Genomic DNA, 16,083 nt, shown 5'->3' with positions numbered 1-16,083 from the left:
CCCTACGGCCGCGGCAGGCGCACGGTCAGCGAGTAGAGCCGGGTGACCTGCGCAGGGTTCTGGTTGTCGTCGCTCACCAGCAGCAGGCGGAGGAATCCTCCGTTCCGCCCGGTGGCCGGCCGGGTGACGGCGAGCCCCTCGATGTTGTCCAGCAGCGGGTTCGGCTGCGGCTGCCGGGCGGTCGCGCCCAGGGACGGGCACGCGCCGATGTCGGCGAGGAGCGTCTTGTGCACGGGCCGCACGGCCGGGCCGCCGGGCAGGTTCGTGACGGCGCTGACGTCGCTCGCGCGGCGCGGGTCGGCGAGGTAGAGCCGCACGGTGTTGCCGACGCCCGCCGTGAAGCCGCGCTCCAGGACGAGGAGGCGGCCGTCACCGGCCGCGGTGATCTCCGCGACACCGAGGCCCTCGTCGGCCGGGTAGGCGTACTGCGGGCCGACGGCGAAGTCCTGCCGGCCGTGCCGCTGCCAGCTCTGCAGGCGCACGAGCGGTCTGCCGGCGGCATCCGTCCCGTCCCCGGCGAGCGCCTGCTCCATGGAGGCGATCAGGGTGCGCCCGCCGGGCTGGAGGGTCAGTCCCTCGAAGGTCTGGTTGGCCGCGGCGCGCCCGGCCGGGGCGACCTGCAGCGCCTCCGGGACGGGCAGCCGGCCCAGGAGCCTGCCGTCCCTGTCGTAGCGGCGCACGGACGGCTCGGTCTCGGAGGTGACCAGCCTGGTGCCGTCGCGGTCGACGATCAGCCCTTCGGAGTCGATCGGGCCGCCCTTCTCGTCGGCGAGGCCCACGGCCCGCACCGGCGTCGCGGACGGCGCCTCTCCGGCCCGCTGCTCCACGTCGAGCGAGAACAGCTGGGAGCGGTCGGAGACCGCGGCGACGGTGCCGTCCTCGTCGGTCGCGAGCGCCGAGAGGTTGCCGACGAACGAACCCTGGAACGTCGTCTTGTCCAGCCCGTCGGAGAAGCCGTCTATTCGCACGGAGGGCGAGCACGCGCGCGTGGACGCGTGTGCCTGCGCCGGAGCGGCCCCGGTCGTCGTCAGGCAGGTGGCCGCGGCCAGTGCGGCAGTGGCGGCGGCGAGCACGGATCGGGTACGCACGGGGCGGGCCTCCTGGGTGGGCTGCGGGCGACGCCGTCCACCGTAGATCGCCTTGCGTGACGCGGAAGTTGATTCGAGTAAATGCCGGGGGAAACAACGTCCGGGGAGACCTCGGGGGGACAACGCCCTGGAAATACGGCGGCCGGCCACCGACCCCTCACAGCCCCGGCACGAACTGCAGCAGCAGGTCGATGAGTTTGATGCCTATGAAGGGCGCGACCAGCCCGCCCGCCCCGTACAGGCCGAGGTTGCGGCGCAGCAGGGCGTGCGCGCTGGAGGGGGCGTAGCGCACGCCGCGCAGGGCGAGGGGGATCAGGGCGACGATGACCAGGGCGTTGAAGACGATCGCCGAGGCGATGGCGGAGGACGGGCTGTGCAGGCCCATGACGTTGAGCTTCTCCAGGCCCTCGTAGCCGGCGACGCCGCCGAACATGGCCGGGACGATCGCGAAGTACTTGGCGACGTCGTTGCAGATGGAGAAGGTGGTGAGCGCGCCGCGCGTGATGAGCAGCTGCTTGCCGGTCTCCACGATCTCGATGAGCTTGGTGGGGTTGGAGTCCAGGTCCACCATGTTCCCGGCCTCCTTGGCGGCCGAGGTGCCGGTGTTCATGGCCACGCCCACGTCCGCCTGGGCCAGCGCAGGCGCGTCGTTCGTCCCGTCCCCCGTCATCGCCACCAGCTTGCCGCCGGCCTGTTCCTCGCGGATGCGGGCGAGCTTGTGCTCGGGCGTCGCCTCCGCGATGTAGTCGTCCACGCCGGCCTCGGCGGCGATGGCCTTGGCGGTGAGCGGGTTGTCGCCGGTGACCATGACGGTCCTGATGCCCATGGCGCGCAGCTCGGCGAAGCGCTCGGCGATGCCGGGCTTGACGACGTCCTTGAGGTGGACGGCGCCCAGGACCCGGCAGCCGTCGCGGTCCTCGAGGGCGACGAGCAGCGGGGTGCCGCCGCCGGCCGCGATGGAGTCCGCGATCCAGCCGGCCTCGGCGGGGACCTCGCCGCCGCGCCGGGCCACCCACTGCACGACCGCGTTGCCGGCGCCCTTGCGGATGCGGCAGAACTCGCCGTCGTAGGCGAAGTCCGCCCCACTCATCCGCGTCTGCGCGGAGAACGGCACGAAGCGGCCGTGCGCGAACTCCTCGTCGCCGTGGCGGATCCCGTACTGCTGCGCCAGGGCGACGATCGAGCGGCCCTCGGGGGTCTCGTCGGCCAGGGAGGCGAGCTGGGCGGCGTCGGCCAGCAGCTCGTGCGGGACGCCCTTGACGGGCACGAAGGAGGCCGCCTGGCGGTTGCCCAGGGTGATGGTCCCGGTCTTGTCCAGGAGGAGCGTGTTGACGTCCCCTGCGGCCTCCACGGCCCGCCCGGACAGCGCGAGGACATTGCGCTGGACGAGGCGGTCCATGCCGGCGATGCCGATCGCGGACAGCAGGGCGCCGATGGTCGTCGGGATGAGGGTGACCAGCAGGGCGACGAGGACGGTGATGGTCTGCGGGGCGCCCGCCCAGCCCGCCATGGGCTGCAGGGACACCACGGCCAGGATGAAGATCACCGTCAGGCAGGCGAGCAGGATGTTCAGGGCCAGCTCGTTGGGGGTCTTCTGCCGGCTGGTGCCCTCGACCAGGGCGATCATGCGGTCCAGGAAGGTGTGCCCGGGGCGCGAGGTGACGCGGACGACGATCCGGTCGGAGAGCACCTTCGTGCCGCCGGTGACGCCCGAGCGGTCGCCGCCGGCCTCCCGGATCACCGGCGCGGACTCGCCGGTGATGGCCGACTCGTCGACCGACGCGACGCCGTCGACGACCTCGCCGTCGCCGGGCACGGTCCCGCCCGCCTCCACGACCACGAAGTCCTGCGGGCGCAGATCGGCGGCGACCACGCGCTCCTCCACCCAGTCGCGCCGGTCCATGCCCACCCGCCAGGTGCGCAGCCGGCGGGCGACGGTGGTGTCGCGGGTGCGGCGCAGCGTCTCGGCCTGGGCCTTGCCGCGGCCCTCGGCGACGGCCTCGGCCAGGTTGGCGAAGAGCACGGTCAGCCAGAGCCAGACGCTGATGAGCCAGGTGAAGGGGGACGGGTCGAGGAGCGCGGAGAGGGTGGTGAGGACGGAGCCGGCCTCGACCACGAACAGCACCGGGTGCTTGACCATGACCCGGGGGTGCAGCTTGCGGAAGGCGTCCGGGAGGGAGACGGCGAGCTGGCGGAGGTCGACGGCGCCCCCGTCCACCCGCCGGTGCCGTTGCCGCTTCCGCCCCGGGGGCGGGGCCGGGCTCGGCGGGAGGACGTCCTGTTCGGGGAGGAGGTGCAGGGTCAACGGGGTGGCCTTCGACGGGGGACGGAGGTGGGCGATCACCCCAGCCAACCGTCCGGGCACGGCCCGTCACCGGATCCTTACGCGCCCTTGTCGGACCTCAGGTCCGGACTTACGCACCTTTGACGCGGTGCGGCGGCCCCGAGGACTCCCCCTCCCCCGGAAAACGGCGAGCGCCGGGCGGCCCGGATTCCCGGCCCGCCCGGCGCTCGCCGAAGGGTGGCGTCAGCCGCGCGAAGCGGCGATCTGCCGCGACATGATCGTCGTCAGCTCGTAGGCGGCGTGGGACGCGGCCACGGACGTGATCTCGGCGTGGTCGTAGGCCGGGGCGACCTCGACCAGGTCGGCGGAGACCAGGTTGCAGGAGGACAGGCCGCGGATGATCTCCAGCAGCTCGCGGGAGGTCAGGCCGCCGGCCTCCGGGGTGCCGGTGCCGGGGGCGTGGGCCGGGTCCAGGACGTCGATGTCGATGGAGATGTACAGCGGGCGGTCCCCGACGCGCTGGCGCAGCTGGTCGGCGATCTCGTCGACGCCCCGGCGCATGACGTCGGCCGAGGTGACGATGCCGAAGCCCATCTTCTCGTCGTCGGTGAGGTCCTTCTTGCCGTACAGCGGGCCGCGCGTGCCGACGTGGGACAGCGCCTCGGTGTCGAGGATGCCCTCCTCGACGGCCCGGCGGAACGGCGTGCCGTGGGTGTACTCGGCGCCGAAGTAGGTGTCCCAGGTGTCCAGGTGCGCGTCGAAGTGCAGCAGGGCGACGGGGCCGTGCTTCTTGGCGACCGAGCGCAGCAGGGGCAGGGCGATGGTGTGGTCGCCGCCCAGGGTCATCATGCGGGCGCCGGTGCCGAGCAGGTCGTCGGCCGCGCCCTCGATGGTCTCGACGGCCTCGTCGATGTTGAACGGGTTCGCGGCGATGTCACCGGCGTCCGCGACCTGCGCGAGGGCGAAGGGGGAGGCGTCCTGCGCCGGGTTGTACGGGCGCAGCAGGCGGGAGGCCTCGCGGATGGCGTTGCCGCCGAAGCGGGCGCCCGGCCGGTAGGAGACGCCGGTGTCGAAGGGCACGCCGACGACGGCCACGTCCGCCGTGCCGACCTCGTCCAGGCGCGGCAGGCGGGCGAAGGTCGCGGGCCCGGCGTAGCGCGGGATCCGGGAGGAGTCGACGGGGCCGCGCGGTTCACGGGGGGCAGGGCCGTTCTGGGGGGTCATGCGAGTGCCTCTCGAATCACGGACGCGTTACGGTCGGACCAACGTCGGGGCGGCTGCGGTGGACGTACCCGAGGGTAGGCAGGGCGGCGGAATCCGCACATGTACGTAACTGTGGGTCCGGCCCCTCCATATGGACACCGCGTCCAGCACGACGTGATCGGGGGAGACAATGAGCGGCATGCCGATACCGACCCGCAGCGCACTGATCGACCACCTCGTCCGCACGCGCATCGCCGGCGCGGTGGCGACGCCGCGCGAGAACAACCTCGACCACTACCGCAAGCTGGCGAACGGCGACCGCCGCTACTGGTTCGGCCTGGAGCTCGGCGACCGCTGGACGGACGAGCAGGACGTGCTGGCCGTGATGGCGGAGCGCTGCGGCGTCAGCGACGACCTGAACCACCGGGCCGGCCAGGACCACATCGACCCCGAGCTGACCGCCGACGCCCTGGACCGCATGGCGAACGTGCTGCGCAAGGCGGCGGAGAGCCGGCAGCGGGTGCTCTTCGCGACCGGCCACCCGGGCGCCCTGCTGGAGACGCACCGCACCACGGCCGCGGCCATGCGCGCGGCGGGCTGCGAGATCGTCCGGATCCCGGGCGGGCTGACCGCGGACGAGGGCTGCGTCGTGCAGTTCGCGGACGTCGCGGTGTACGAGGGCGGGGCGACGCTCTGGCACACCCACTCCCCCCACCCGATGACCGCGATCCTCGACGGCCTGGTGCGCGCGGGCCGCCCGCTGCCGGACCTGGTCGTCGCCGACCACGGCTGGGCTGGCTGCGCGGCGCAGCGCGGCATCGACGCCGTGGGCTACGCGGACTCCAACGACCCGGCGCTCTTCCTCGCGGAGGCGGAGGGCACGCTGCAGGTGGCCGTCCCGATGGACGACCACGTGGTGGACCCCCGCTTCTACGAGCCGATGACGGCGTACCTGCTGGCGGCGGCGGGGCTTCCCCTGGACGGGCTCCCGGCGGAGGGCTAGCCCCGCGCGGCACGGAACCCCGAGGGGCGGCCGGCCCTGCGCGGTGGGGCCCGGGGGCGGCTAGCCCTGCCTCGCCTCGGGGCCGCCGTTCCAGCCGCGCACGCACACCCAGGCGCCGCCCCAGATCAGGGCTGCCTCGGCGCCCCGGAACACCAGGAAGCCCACCAGCCGGGGCGCCCCCGTCAGCTCGACGAGCGAGGAGTGCCAGAGGAAGACCAGGGCGACGCCGAGGACGAAGCACAGCCCTCCCGCCGCCATCAGCAGGCCCCTGAGGGTCGTTCCCATCTGCGCGGTCGCGCCTGCCATTCCAGCCCCCTCCGTGACGTCAACTCACCGATTCTAACGGGTAGTCACGTCACCGGGCCCGCGGACGGGGAACCCTGACCACGCCCTCCTGGATCACCGACACCGCCAGCTGCCCGCTCTCGGTGAAGATCCGCCCCCGGGCCAGGCCGCGGCCGCCCTGCGAGGTGGGGCTCTCCTGGTCGTACAGCAGCCACTCGTCGGCGCGGAACGGGCGGTGGAACCACATGGCGTGGTCCAGGCTCGCGCCGACGACGTCGCCGACGGCCCAGCCGCCGCGGCCGTGGGCCAGCAGGACGGAGTCGAGGAGCGTCATGTCGGACACGTAGGTGGCCAGGCAGATGTGCAGCAGGGGGTCGTCGGCCAGTTTGCCGTTGGTACGGAACCAAACCTGCGACTTCGGCTCGCGCGGCTCCCCCACGCTGCCGAACGGCGGCTGGTCCGCGTACCGCAGGTCGACCGCCGAGCGGGCGTCCAGGATGCGGTCCACGACGTCGGGACCGCCCAGGAGCTCCGCGTACCGGGGCAGCATCTCGGCCGCCGTGGGCAGGGTCTGCGGGTCCGGCGCGGGCGGCATGGCCTCCTGGTGCTCGAGGCCTTCCTCGTGGCGCTGGAAGGACGCCGACAGGTGGAAGATCGGCTGCCCGTGCTGGACGGCCACGACGCGGCGCGTGGTGAAGGAGCCGCCGTCGCGGATGCGGTCGACGGTGTAGACGATCGGCACGGCGGGGTCGCCGGGCCGCAGGAAGTAGGAGTGCAGGGAGTGCGGGGCACGGTCCGCGGGGACCGTGCGCCCGGCGGCGACCAGGGCCTGCGCGGCGACCTGGCCGCCGAAGACGCGCGGCACGAGGATGGCGCGGCCGGTGGTGCCGCGGAAGATGTTCTCCTCGATCTGCTCCAGGTCGAGCAGGGCGAGCAGGTCGTCCAGCGGGGTGCGGGTAAGGGGCTGGGTAAGGGGCTCGTTCATGGTGATAAGGGCTTACCGGCCTACAGGCCCATCGACTTGGCGACGATGGACCGCATGACCTCGCTGGTGCCGCCGTAGATGCGGGTCACGCGGGTGTCCGCGTACAGGCGGGCGATGGGGTACTCCATCATGTAGCCGTAACCGCCGTGGAGCTGCAGGCACTTGTCGATGACGGCTGCTGCGCGCTCGGTGGTGAAGAGCTTCGCGGACGCGGCGTCGGCCGGGGTCAGCTCACCGGCGTCGTGCGCGTCGAGGGCGCGGTCGACGACCGCCTGCATCGCGTCGACCTCGGACTTGCAGTCGGCCAGCACGAACTTGGTGTTCTGGAACGCGGCGACCGACTGCCCGAAGACGGTGCGGTCCCGGACGTAGGCCTTGGCGAACTCCACGGCCGCGGCGGACTGGGCGTACGCGCCGACGGCGATGGCCAGCCGCTCCTGGGGGAGGTTGTGGCCGAGGTAGCCGAACGCCTTGCCCTCCTCGCCGAGGAGGTCCTCCACGGGCACCTTGACGTCGGTGAAGGAGAGTTCGGCGGTGTCGGAGGTCTTGAGGCCGAGCTTCTCCAGCTTGCGGCCGACCGCGTAGCCCTCGGAGGCGGTGTCGACGACGAGGATGGAGATGCCGCCGCGCCGGTCCTCGGGGGTGGGCGGGGCGGTGCGCGCGCACACGAGCACCCGGTCGGCGTGGACCCCGCCGGTGATGAAGGTCTTCGCACCGTTGAGGACGTAGTGCGTGCCGTCCTCGGAGAGCCTGGCGGTGGTCTTCATGCCGGCCAGGTCCGAGCCGGTGCCGGGCTCGGTCATGGCGATGGCGGTCATCATGTCGCCGGAGACGAAGGAGGGAAGCCAGCGCCGCTTCTGCTCCTCGGTCGCGTACTTCAGGAGGTAGGGCAGGCAGAGCGCGGTGTGCACGCTGCTGCCGCCGAAGCTCACGCCCACCCGGGCGCACTCCTCGGCGATGACGGCCTGGAACTTGAAGCTGCTCTCGCCCGCGCCGCCGTACTCCTCGGGCACCTCGATGCCGAAGACACCCAGCTCGCCGAGCTTCTTGTAGAACTCCCGGGGCGCCGAACCCGCCTCGCGCCACTCGTCGTAGACCGGCACGACCTCGGCCGCGATGAAGTCGCGGATCGTCTCGCGGAAGGCCTCGTGGTCCTCGCTGTACACCGTGCGACGCATTGGCTGCCATTCCCCTCGTGCGGGCCCGGCGACCCCGGGCTCATGCCTGGCCAAGCGCTTGCTCAGGCGAAAGCTACCGGGGAGTCACCAGGACTGTCCAGAGTGGACTGGCCCGAACGGGTGACCCGGGCAGGTCAGCCGGCGGACGGCTCGGCGGGCGTCTCGGGGGGTGTCTCGGCAGACGTCTCAGCGGCCGCCTCGGCAGTCGTCCCGGCAGTCGTCCCGGCAGGCGCTGCCGGCCCGCCGTCCGTCAGCGACGCGAAGGCCCCGTGGGCCAGACGGCGCAGCAGGGCCGCCGTGGCCGTGCGGCCGGGGAGCGCGCCGGGGCGGCCGAGGTGCGGGGTGGAGTTGAGGAGGCCGAAGACGGCGTGGACGGCGGCGCGCACCTCCGCCTCGCCGGAGTCCGGGTGCAGGCGGCCGACGACGTCGACCCACAGCTCCACGTACTGCCGCTGCAGCGAGCGGACCCGCTTGCGGTCGCTGTCGCGCAGCTGGCCCAGCTCGCGGTCGTGGAGGGTGATCAGGGCCCGGTCGTCGAGGGCGAAGTCGATGTGGCCGTCGATCAGGGAGCCGAGGACGGCGGCCGGGCCCTCGCCCGTCGAGACGGCGTCGACGACGCGACGCTGCCCGCCCGCGAAGAGCCGCTCGCTGATGCCGACCAGGAGCTCGGCGAGCATCGCGTCCTTGCCGGCGAAGTGCCGGTAGAGGCCGGGCCCGCTGATGCCGACCGCGGCGCCTATCTCGTCGACCCCCACGCCGTGGAAGCCGCGCTCCGCGAAGAGGCGGGCCGCCTCCCGGAGGATCTGCTCGCGGCGGGTGGGGGCGGCGGGTGCCGGGGTGGTCCGGGTTGGTGCGTCGTTCACGAAAGAGATTCTAGACAGCGGCGTTAGTGGTCGTTAACCTGAAGGAAACGTGTTAACGCTCATTAACCGAGCGGCTCAGTGACCGAGCAAGGGAGCTCGAGTACATGCAGCAGGCACCGGCGCTGGGGAGCGCCGCCGATCCGGCGTCCGACGCCTGGCGGGTGAACGAGGCCGCGCACCGCGAGCTGTCCGCGGAGCTGCGGGAGCGGCTGGCCGCGGCGCGGCTCGGCGGCGGGGAACGGGCCCGGGCCCGGCACACCGCCCGCGGCAAACTGCTGCCGCGCGACCGCGTCGACGCCCTGCTGGACCCCGGCTCGCCCTTCCTGGAGCTCGCCCCGCTGGCCGCCGAGGGGATGTACGGCGGGGCCGCGCCGGCCGCGGGCGTCATCTCCGGGATCGGCCGGGTCTCCGGGCGCGAAGTGGTGATCGTCGCCAACGACGCCACCGTCAAGGGCGGTACGTACTACCCGATGACGGTCAAGAAGCACCTGCGCGCGCAGGAGATCGCCCTGGAGAACCGGCTGCCCTGCCTGTACCTGGTGGACTCGGGCGGCGCCTTCCTCCCCATGCAGGACGAGGTCTTCCCCGACCGCGACCACTTCGGCCGCATCTTCTACAACCAGGCGCGGATGTCCGGCGCGGGCATCCCGCAGATCGCCGCGGTCCTGGGCTCCTGCACCGCCGGCGGCGCCTACGTCCCGGCGATGAGCGACGAAGCGGTGATCGTCCGCGGCCAGGGCACGATCTTCCTGGGCGGCCCCCCGCTGGTGAAGGCCGCCACGGGCGAGGTCGTCACGGCCGAGGAGCTGGGCGGCGGCGAGGTCCACTCCAAGGTGTCGGGCGTCACCGACCACCTCGCGGAGAGCGACGAGCACGCCCTGCGGATCGTCCGGACGATCGTCTCCACGCTCCCCGAGCGGGGCGCCCTCCCCTGGCCCGTCGAGCCTGCCGAGGCGCCGGCCGTCGATCCCGCCGGGCTCTACGGCGCCGTCCCGGTCGACTCGCGCACCCCGTACGACGTGCGCGAGGTCATCGCCCGCGTCGTCGACGGCTCGCGGTTCGCCGAGTTCAAGGCCGAGTTCGGGCAGACGCTGGTGACCGGCTTCGCCCGCATCCACGGCCACCCCGTCGGCATCGTCGCCAACAACGGCATCCTGTTCTCCGAATCCGCCCAGAAGGGCGCGCACTTCATCGAGCTGTGCGACCAGCGCGGCATCCCCCTGGTCTTCCTGCAGAACATCTCCGGCTTCATGGTCGGCCGGCAGTACGAGGCGGGCGGCATCGCCAAGCACGGCGCGAAGATGGTGACGGCCGTGGCCTGCACCCGCGTCCCCAAGCTCACCGTCGTCATCGGCGGCTCCTACGGCGCCGGCAACTACTCGATGTGCGGCCGGGCCTATTCGCCGCGCTTCCTGTGGATGTGGCCCAACGCCAAGATCTCCGTCATGGGCGGCGAACAGGCGGCCTCCGTCCTCGCCACCGTCAAGCGCGACCAGCTCGAAGCCCGCGGCGAGAGCTGGAGCACCGAGGAGGAGGACGCGTTCCGCGCCCCGATCCGCGAGCAGTACGACACCCAGGGCAGCGCCTACTACGCCACCGCACGCCTGTGGGACGACGGCGTCATCGACCCCCTGGAGACCCGGCAAGTGCTGGGCCTGGCGCTGACGGCCTGCGCCAACGCCCCCCTGTCCGAGAAGGACACCACCGCGCCCGGCTACGGCGTCTTCCGGATGTGAGGCGGAGCATGTTCGAGACTGTCCTTGTCGCCAACCGGGGCGAGATCGCCGTCCGGGTCATCCGCACGCTGCGCGCGCTCGGCATCCGTTCGGTCGCCGTCTTCAGCGACGCCGATGCCGAAGCCCGGCACGTCCGCGAGGCCGACACCGCCGTGCGGATCGGCCCGGCCGCGGCCGCGGAGAGCTATCTGTCGATACCGCGCCTGCTGGAGGCCGCAGCCCGCACCGGCGCCCAGGCCGTCCACCCCGGCTACGGCTTCCTCGCCGAGAACGCCGCCTTCGCCCGTGCCTGCGCCGACGCCGGGCTCGCCTTCATCGGCCCGCCGGCCGGTGCCATCGAGCTGATGGGCGACAAGATCCGGGCCAAGGAGACCGTGCAAGCCGCGGGCGTGCCCGTGGTGCCCGGCTCCTCCGGCAGCGGCCTGACCGACGCCGAGCTCGAGGCCGCCGCCCTCGCCATCGGCATGCCCGTGCTGCTCAAGCCCTCCGCGGGCGGCGGCGGCAAGGGCATGCGCCTCGTGCGCGACGCAGCCCTGCTGGGCGAGGAGATCGCCGCCGCCCGGCGCGAGGCCCGCGGCTCCTTCGGCGACGACACCCTCCTCGTCGAACGCTGGATCGACCGCCCCCGCCACATCGAGATCCAGGTCCTGGCCGACGGCCACGGCCACGCGATCCACCTGGGCGAGCGCGAGTGCTCCCTGCAGCGCCGCCACCAGAAAATCATCGAGGAGGCGCCCTCGCCGTTCCTCGACGAGGCCACGCGCGCCGCGATGGGCGAGGCGGCGGTCCAGGCCGCGCGCTCCTGCGGCTATGCGGGCGCGGGCACGGTCGAGTTCATCGTGCCGGGCGACGACCCCGCCTCGTACTACTTCATGGAGATGAACACCCGCCTCCAGGTCGAGCACCCCGTCACCGAGATGATCACCGGCCTGGATCTGGTCGAGTGGCAGGTGCGGGTCGCCGCCGGCGAGCGGCTGGACGTCTCCCAGGAGCAGGTGACCCTCCGCGGCCACGCTGTGGAGGCCCGCATCTGCGCCGAGACCGCGCGCGTGAGCGCCGACGGCGCCCGGGTCGACTTCCTGCCGTCCGCGGGCACGGTGCGGCTGCTGCGCGAGCCCTCGGGCGAGGGCGTCCGCGTCGACTCGGGCCTGATGGAGGGCACGGACGTCGGCACGTCCTACGACCCCATGCTCGCCAAGGTGATCGCCCACGGCCCCGACCGGGAGACGGCCCTGCGCCGCCTGCGGGCCGCCCTCGCGGGCACGGTCGTCCTGGGCGTCGACACCAACGCGGGCTTCCTGCGGCGGCTGCTGGCGCATCCGGACGTGGTGGCGGGCGCGCTCGACACGGGCCTCGTCGACCGCGACGCGGTCGCGCTGGTGGAGCAGGAGGTGCCGGCCGAGGCGTACGCGGCAGCGGCACTGCTGCGGCAGCAGGGGCTGGAGCCCGTGCCCCACGGCTGGGTGGACCCGTTCTCGGCCCCGTCGGGCTGGCGCCTGGGCGGCGAACCGGCATGGACGCCGCACCACCTGCGCGTGCCGGGCCGCGAGCCGGTGACGGTACGGGTGCGCGGCACCGCGCGACATGCGCAGGTGGTCGTGGACGCCCCTGTGCCCGCCACGGGCAGCGGGCAGCTCCCGGCCTCGGCCTCCGCCGCGGACACGGCGCCGCCCGGGGCGGCCCCGGTCTCCGCCGGCCTGGCAGCCGCCGGGCCCGGCGCGGCCGGCGGCGCACAGCCGGTGCCGCACCCGGGGGCCGGTGCCGGAGGCGGCATCACCCTCCACTACGACGGTGTCACCCGGCACTTCACCACCGCCCCCGGCCCGGAGGGCATCTGGCTCGGCCGTGACGGCGACGCCTGGCACGTCCGCGACCACGACCCCGTCGGGGCCGCGGGCGGCGGCGCGGGAGCGGGCGGCGTGGACACCCTCACCGCCCCCATGCCCGGCACCGTCACCGTCGTCAAGGCGAGCGTGGGCGAGTTCGTCAGCGCCGGGCAGAGCCTGCTCGTGGTGGAGGCGATGAAGATGGAGCACGTCATCTCCGCCCCGCACGACGGCACCGTCTCCGAGCTCGACGTGACGGCCGGCGCCACGGTCGCCATGGACCAGGTGCTGGCGGTCGTCACGCCCGCCGCGCCCGCGGAGAAATCATGATCAGCGGACTGCCCATGGCCGTGCCGGAGCCCGGCCTCCCCTCCCGCGTCCGGATCCACGAGGTGGGCCCGCGCGACGGCCTGCAGAACGAGAAGACGGTCGTCCCGGTCGAGGTGAAGGCGGAGTTCATCCGCCGCCTCGCCGCGGCGGGCCTCGGCACCGTGGAGGCCACGAGCTTCGTGCACCCCAAGTGGGTCCCGCAGCTCGCGGACGCCGAACGGCTGATGCCCCTGCTGGACGGCGTGGACGCCCGCCTGCCCGTCCTCGTGCCCAACGCCCGCGGCCTGCAGCGCGCCCTCGACCTCGGCGCCCGCGAGGTCGCCGTCTTCGGCAGCGCCACGGAGTCCTTCGCCAAGGCGAACCTCAACCGCACGGTCGACGAGTCGCTGGAGATGTTCGCGCCGGTCGTGGCCGTGGCCCGCGAGGCGGGCCTGGGGGTGCGCGGCTATCTGTCCATGTGCTTCGGCGACCCCTGGGAGGGCGCCGTCCCGCTGGAGCAGGTCGTCCGCGTCGCCCGCCGCCTGCTGGACCTCGGCTGCGACGAGCTGAGCCTGGGCGACACGATCGGCGTGGCCACGCCCGGCCACGTCACCGCCCTGCTGACCGCCCTGAACGAAGCGGGCGTGGAGACCGGCCGGCTGGCCGTGCACTTCCACGACACCTACGGCCAGGCCCTGTCCAACACGCTGGCCGCCCTGCGGCACGGCGTCACCACCGTCGACGCCTCCGCCGGCGGCCTCGGCGGCTGCCCGTACGCGAAGAGCGCCACGGGCAACCTCGCCACCGAAGACCTTCTCTGGATGCTGGCCGGCCTCGGTGTCGACACCGGGGTCGATCTCGGCCTGCTCACCGCCACCAGCGTGTGGATGGCCGAGCAGCTGGGGCGGCCCAGCCCGTCCCGTACCGTCCGCGCCCTCTCCCAACAGGAGTCCTGAGCCATGCCGCTGGACCACCGCCTCACCCCCGAGCACGAGGAACTCCGCCGCACCGTGGAGGAGTTCGCCCACGACGTGGTCGCACCCAAGATCGGCGACTTCTACGAGCGCCACGAGTTCCCGTACGAGATCGTGCGGGAGATGGGCCGCATGGGCCTCTTCGGGCTGCCGTTCCCCGAGGAGTACGGCGGCATGGGCGGCGACTACCTGGCCCTCGGCCTGGCCCTGGAGGAGCTGGCCCGGGTCGACTCCTCGGTGGCCATCACCCTGGAGGCCGGCGTCTCGCTGGGCGCCATGCCCATCTACCGCTTCGGCACCGAGGAGCAGAAGCGCACCTGGCTGCCGAAGATGTGCTCCGGCGAGGTCCTGGGCGCCTTCGGCCTGACGGAGCCGGAGTGCGGCTCGGACGCGGGCGGCACGCGCACCACGGCCCGGCTGGACGAGGCCACGGGCGAGTGGGTGATCAACGGCACCAAGTGCTTCATCACCAACTCCGGCACGGACATCACGGGCCTGGTCACGGTCACCGCCGTCACCGGCCGTACGCCGGAGGGCAAGCCGCTGATCTCCACGATCATCGTGCCCTCGGGCACGCCCGGCTTCACCGTCGCCGCCCCGTACTCCAAGGTCGGCTGGAACGCCTCGGACACCCGCGAGCTGTCCTTCTCCGACGTCCGCGTCCCGAAGGCCAATCTCGTGGGCGAGGAGGGCCGCGGCTACGCCCAGTTCCTGCGGATACTGGACGAGGGCCGCATCGCGATCTCCGCGCTGGCCACGGGCCTGGCGCAGGGCTGTGTGGACGAGTCGGTGAAGTACGCCAAGGAGCGGCAGGCGTTCGGCCGGCCGATCGGCGCGAACCAGGCCATCCAGTTCAAGCTGGCCGACATGGAGATGCGGGCGCACACGGCGCGCCTCGCCTGGCGGGACGCCGCGTCCCGGCTGGTGCACGGCGAGCCGTTCAAGAAGGAGGCGGCGCTCGCCAAGCTGTACTCCTCGGAGATCGCGGTCACGAACGCCCGCGAGGCCACGCAGATCCACGGCGGCTACGGCTTCATGAACGAGTACCCGGTCGCCCGCATGTGGCGCGACTCCAAGATCCTGGAGATCGGCGAGGGCACGAGCGAGGTCCAGCGCATGCTGATCGCCCGCGAGCTCGGCTTCGCGGGCTGAACCTCGCCCCGGCCGCGGGGAAGGGCCCGGCTAGACTCCGGTCACGAGCCGGGCCCGTTTGCCCTCACCGCAATTGAGGACAAACGGGCCCGCTTCGTCATTTCGCCGCGAGGGCGGGGTTACGAGGTGGCCTTGCCGACGCAGAACCACACCGTGCCCGCACCCAGGCCGCCGGCCGCGGTCAGGCACGGCACGCAGGCGGCCCCCGCCGTGCCCACGCACGCCGCGCCGCAGGCGGTGCCGAGGAGGGCCAGCGTCCAGCTGGAGACGCCCGCGTTCGCGAGGCAGCTGTTGAGCTTCTTGAAGCTGAAGCCGCGCATGACCGGACCGCCGGCCTTCGCCTCGGCCGGCAGGTCCTTCGGCAGCTCGGCCGCCGTGATGGTCCTGGAGTTGCTCAGCACCCCGTCGCGCCAGACCTGGGCGAGCCCCTTGGTCTCGTCGTGGGTCAGCTGCATCTCCAGGCTCTCGACGAGCTTGCCCGCCGAGTCGTAGACCGCGTTCACGCTGGCGCCGCGGACCTGGCCCGAGATCGGCAGGGAGACCTGGGTGTTGCCGCTGTCGAAGCGGTAGACCGACGCCTGCTCCGCCGCGAGCGAGGAGCCCGCAGGCAGGTGCGTACGGACCGTGCCCTTCTTGACGTCGGCCTCGAAGCGGTCGAGCCACTTCTGCGCCTGCTCGCCCTCCAGCAGCTTGGTCTGCTTGGCGAAGTTCTCCACCTTCTGCTGGAAGGAGGCGAGTTCGGGCGAAAGCACCGTGGAGGAAGCGGTCGCGGAGGTGGCGGCCGCCGGGGAGACCGCCTGGACCTGAGCCGCGGTGGTGCCGACCAGCGTCATGCCGATCAGGGCCGCGGAGACGAGACGGGACGAGATTTTCACGTGTTGTTCCTTGATTCGGGCAGGCCGGAGAGCAGGAGAGCCCCCGGCTGGTGTCACGATCTCCGCTGACCGCGCACGACGATGAGGAGCAGGACGAGCGAGACCACGGCGGCGGCCGCCCACGGCGCCACGCCGTCGCGCCACGTCACCACGGCCACCAGGGTCGTCAGTGCTGCGTTGAAGGCCGCCAGTCCGATCACGAGACCGGACTGGCTGCGTGAGGCGCTCATCTGTGCCCTTTTCACTTGCGATCGCTCCATGGCTGTCGGCGTCCACACGGTCACCGGAAGATCATGTGTGGAGTATTCGAGGATGGTCACGG

Annotated in this window: 14 protein-coding genes; 5 read left to right on the top strand and 9 right to left on the bottom strand. The window is 72.9% G+C overall.

Features of this window, described 5'->3' with window-relative positions; all coding sequences use genetic code 11:
- Window positions 1-2 precede the first annotated feature (2 nt).
- From AS857_RS18150 to speB, 3 genes are all read right to left on the bottom strand, one after another.
- The gene (locus AS857_RS18150; protein WP_058044363.1) at window positions 3-1,088 is read right to left on the bottom strand and encodes an esterase-like activity of phytase family protein; all 1,086 of its coding nucleotides are present in this window, start codon (window positions 1,086-1,088) and stop codon (window positions 3-5) included.
- A 157-nt stretch (window positions 1,089-1,245) separates the two neighbouring features.
- Window positions 1,246-3,432, bottom strand: coding sequence for a potassium-transporting ATPase subunit KdpB (gene kdpB, locus AS857_RS18145; protein ID WP_420823949.1), 2,187 nt, complete (start codon window positions 3,430-3,432; stop codon window positions 1,246-1,248).
- Between the two features lie 183 nt (window positions 3,433-3,615).
- Window positions 3,616-4,596: an agmatinase gene (gene speB / locus AS857_RS18140; protein WP_058044362.1), complete on the bottom strand. Its 981-nt coding sequence runs from the start codon at window positions 4,594-4,596 to the stop codon at window positions 3,616-3,618.
- 178 nt (window positions 4,597-4,774) lie between these two features.
- On the opposite strand from speB, the gene AS857_RS18135 reads away from it, so the two are divergent.
- Window positions 4,775-5,578 (top strand): phosphatase, encoded by an 804-nt coding sequence (locus AS857_RS18135; RefSeq protein ID WP_058044361.1) that lies wholly within the window; start codon window positions 4,775-4,777, stop codon window positions 5,576-5,578.
- A gap of 60 nt (window positions 5,579-5,638) precedes the next feature.
- Here the strand turns inward: AS857_RS18135 and AS857_RS18130 are convergent, their stop codons facing one another.
- The 4 genes from AS857_RS18130 to AS857_RS18115 form a co-directional block, all read right to left on the bottom strand.
- A complete protein-coding gene (locus AS857_RS18130; RefSeq protein WP_058044360.1) occupies window positions 5,639-5,884 on the bottom strand; it encodes a hypothetical protein in 246 nt (81 codons plus the stop codon).
- A gap of 49 nt (window positions 5,885-5,933) precedes the next feature.
- A complete protein-coding gene (gene tesB / locus AS857_RS18125) occupies window positions 5,934-6,848 on the bottom strand; it encodes an acyl-CoA thioesterase II (protein WP_058044359.1) in 915 nt (304 codons plus the stop codon).
- A 20-nt stretch (window positions 6,849-6,868) separates the two neighbouring features.
- Window positions 6,869-8,026: an acyl-CoA dehydrogenase family protein gene (locus AS857_RS18120; RefSeq protein WP_058044358.1), complete on the bottom strand. Its 1,158-nt coding sequence runs from the start codon at window positions 8,024-8,026 to the stop codon at window positions 6,869-6,871.
- 134 nt (window positions 8,027-8,160) lie between these two features.
- Window positions 8,161-8,889, bottom strand: coding sequence for an SACE_7040 family transcriptional regulator (locus AS857_RS18115; RefSeq protein ID WP_079110489.1), 729 nt, complete (start codon window positions 8,887-8,889; stop codon window positions 8,161-8,163).
- Window positions 8,890-8,993: 104 nt separating this feature from the next.
- Here AS857_RS18115 and AS857_RS18110 point away from each other — a divergent pair, with 104 nt between their 5' ends.
- Genes AS857_RS18110 through AS857_RS18095 form a run of 4 tightly spaced genes read left to right on the top strand, consistent with a single transcriptional unit; the run spans window position 8,994 to window position 14,886 of the window.
- Window positions 8,994-10,625, top strand: coding sequence for a carboxyl transferase domain-containing protein (locus tag AS857_RS18110; protein WP_058044357.1), 1,632 nt, complete (start codon window positions 8,994-8,996; stop codon window positions 10,623-10,625).
- A gap of 8 nt (window positions 10,626-10,633) precedes the next feature.
- Complete coding sequence (locus AS857_RS18105; RefSeq protein WP_058044356.1) at window positions 10,634-12,781, top strand: acetyl/propionyl/methylcrotonyl-CoA carboxylase subunit alpha; 2,148 nt, start codon at window positions 10,634-10,636, stop codon at window positions 12,779-12,781.
- Window positions 12,778-13,716, top strand: a complete 939-nt coding sequence (locus tag AS857_RS18100) for a hydroxymethylglutaryl-CoA lyase (RefSeq protein ID WP_058044355.1) — start codon at window positions 12,778-12,780, stop codon at window positions 13,714-13,716. The genes AS857_RS18105 and AS857_RS18100 overlap by 4 nt, the downstream gene beginning before the upstream one ends.
- Before the next feature lie 9 nt (window positions 13,717-13,725).
- On the top strand, window positions 13,726-14,886 hold the full coding sequence (locus tag AS857_RS18095; RefSeq protein ID WP_058046880.1) for an acyl-CoA dehydrogenase family protein: 1,161 nt from the start codon (window positions 13,726-13,728) through the stop codon (window positions 14,884-14,886).
- Between the two features lie 119 nt (window positions 14,887-15,005).
- Here AS857_RS18095 and AS857_RS18090 read toward each other — a convergent pair whose 3' ends face one another.
- Together AS857_RS18090 and AS857_RS40055 are read right to left on the bottom strand one after the other, a co-directional pair.
- On the bottom strand, window positions 15,006-15,761 hold the full coding sequence (locus AS857_RS18090; RefSeq protein WP_058044354.1) for a hypothetical protein: 756 nt from the start codon (window positions 15,759-15,761) through the stop codon (window positions 15,006-15,008).
- A gap of 53 nt (window positions 15,762-15,814) precedes the next feature.
- Complete coding sequence (locus AS857_RS40055) at window positions 15,815-15,991, bottom strand: hypothetical protein (protein ID WP_160330270.1); 177 nt, start codon at window positions 15,989-15,991, stop codon at window positions 15,815-15,817.
- Between the last annotated feature and the right edge of the window lie 92 nt (window positions 15,992-16,083).

It is taken from the genome of Streptomyces roseifaciens, assembly GCF_001445655.1.
GTDB lineage: Bacteria > Actinomycetota > Actinomycetes > Streptomycetales > Streptomycetaceae > Streptomyces > Streptomyces aureoversilis.
This window is presented reverse-complemented; position numbering and strand designations above follow the sequence as displayed.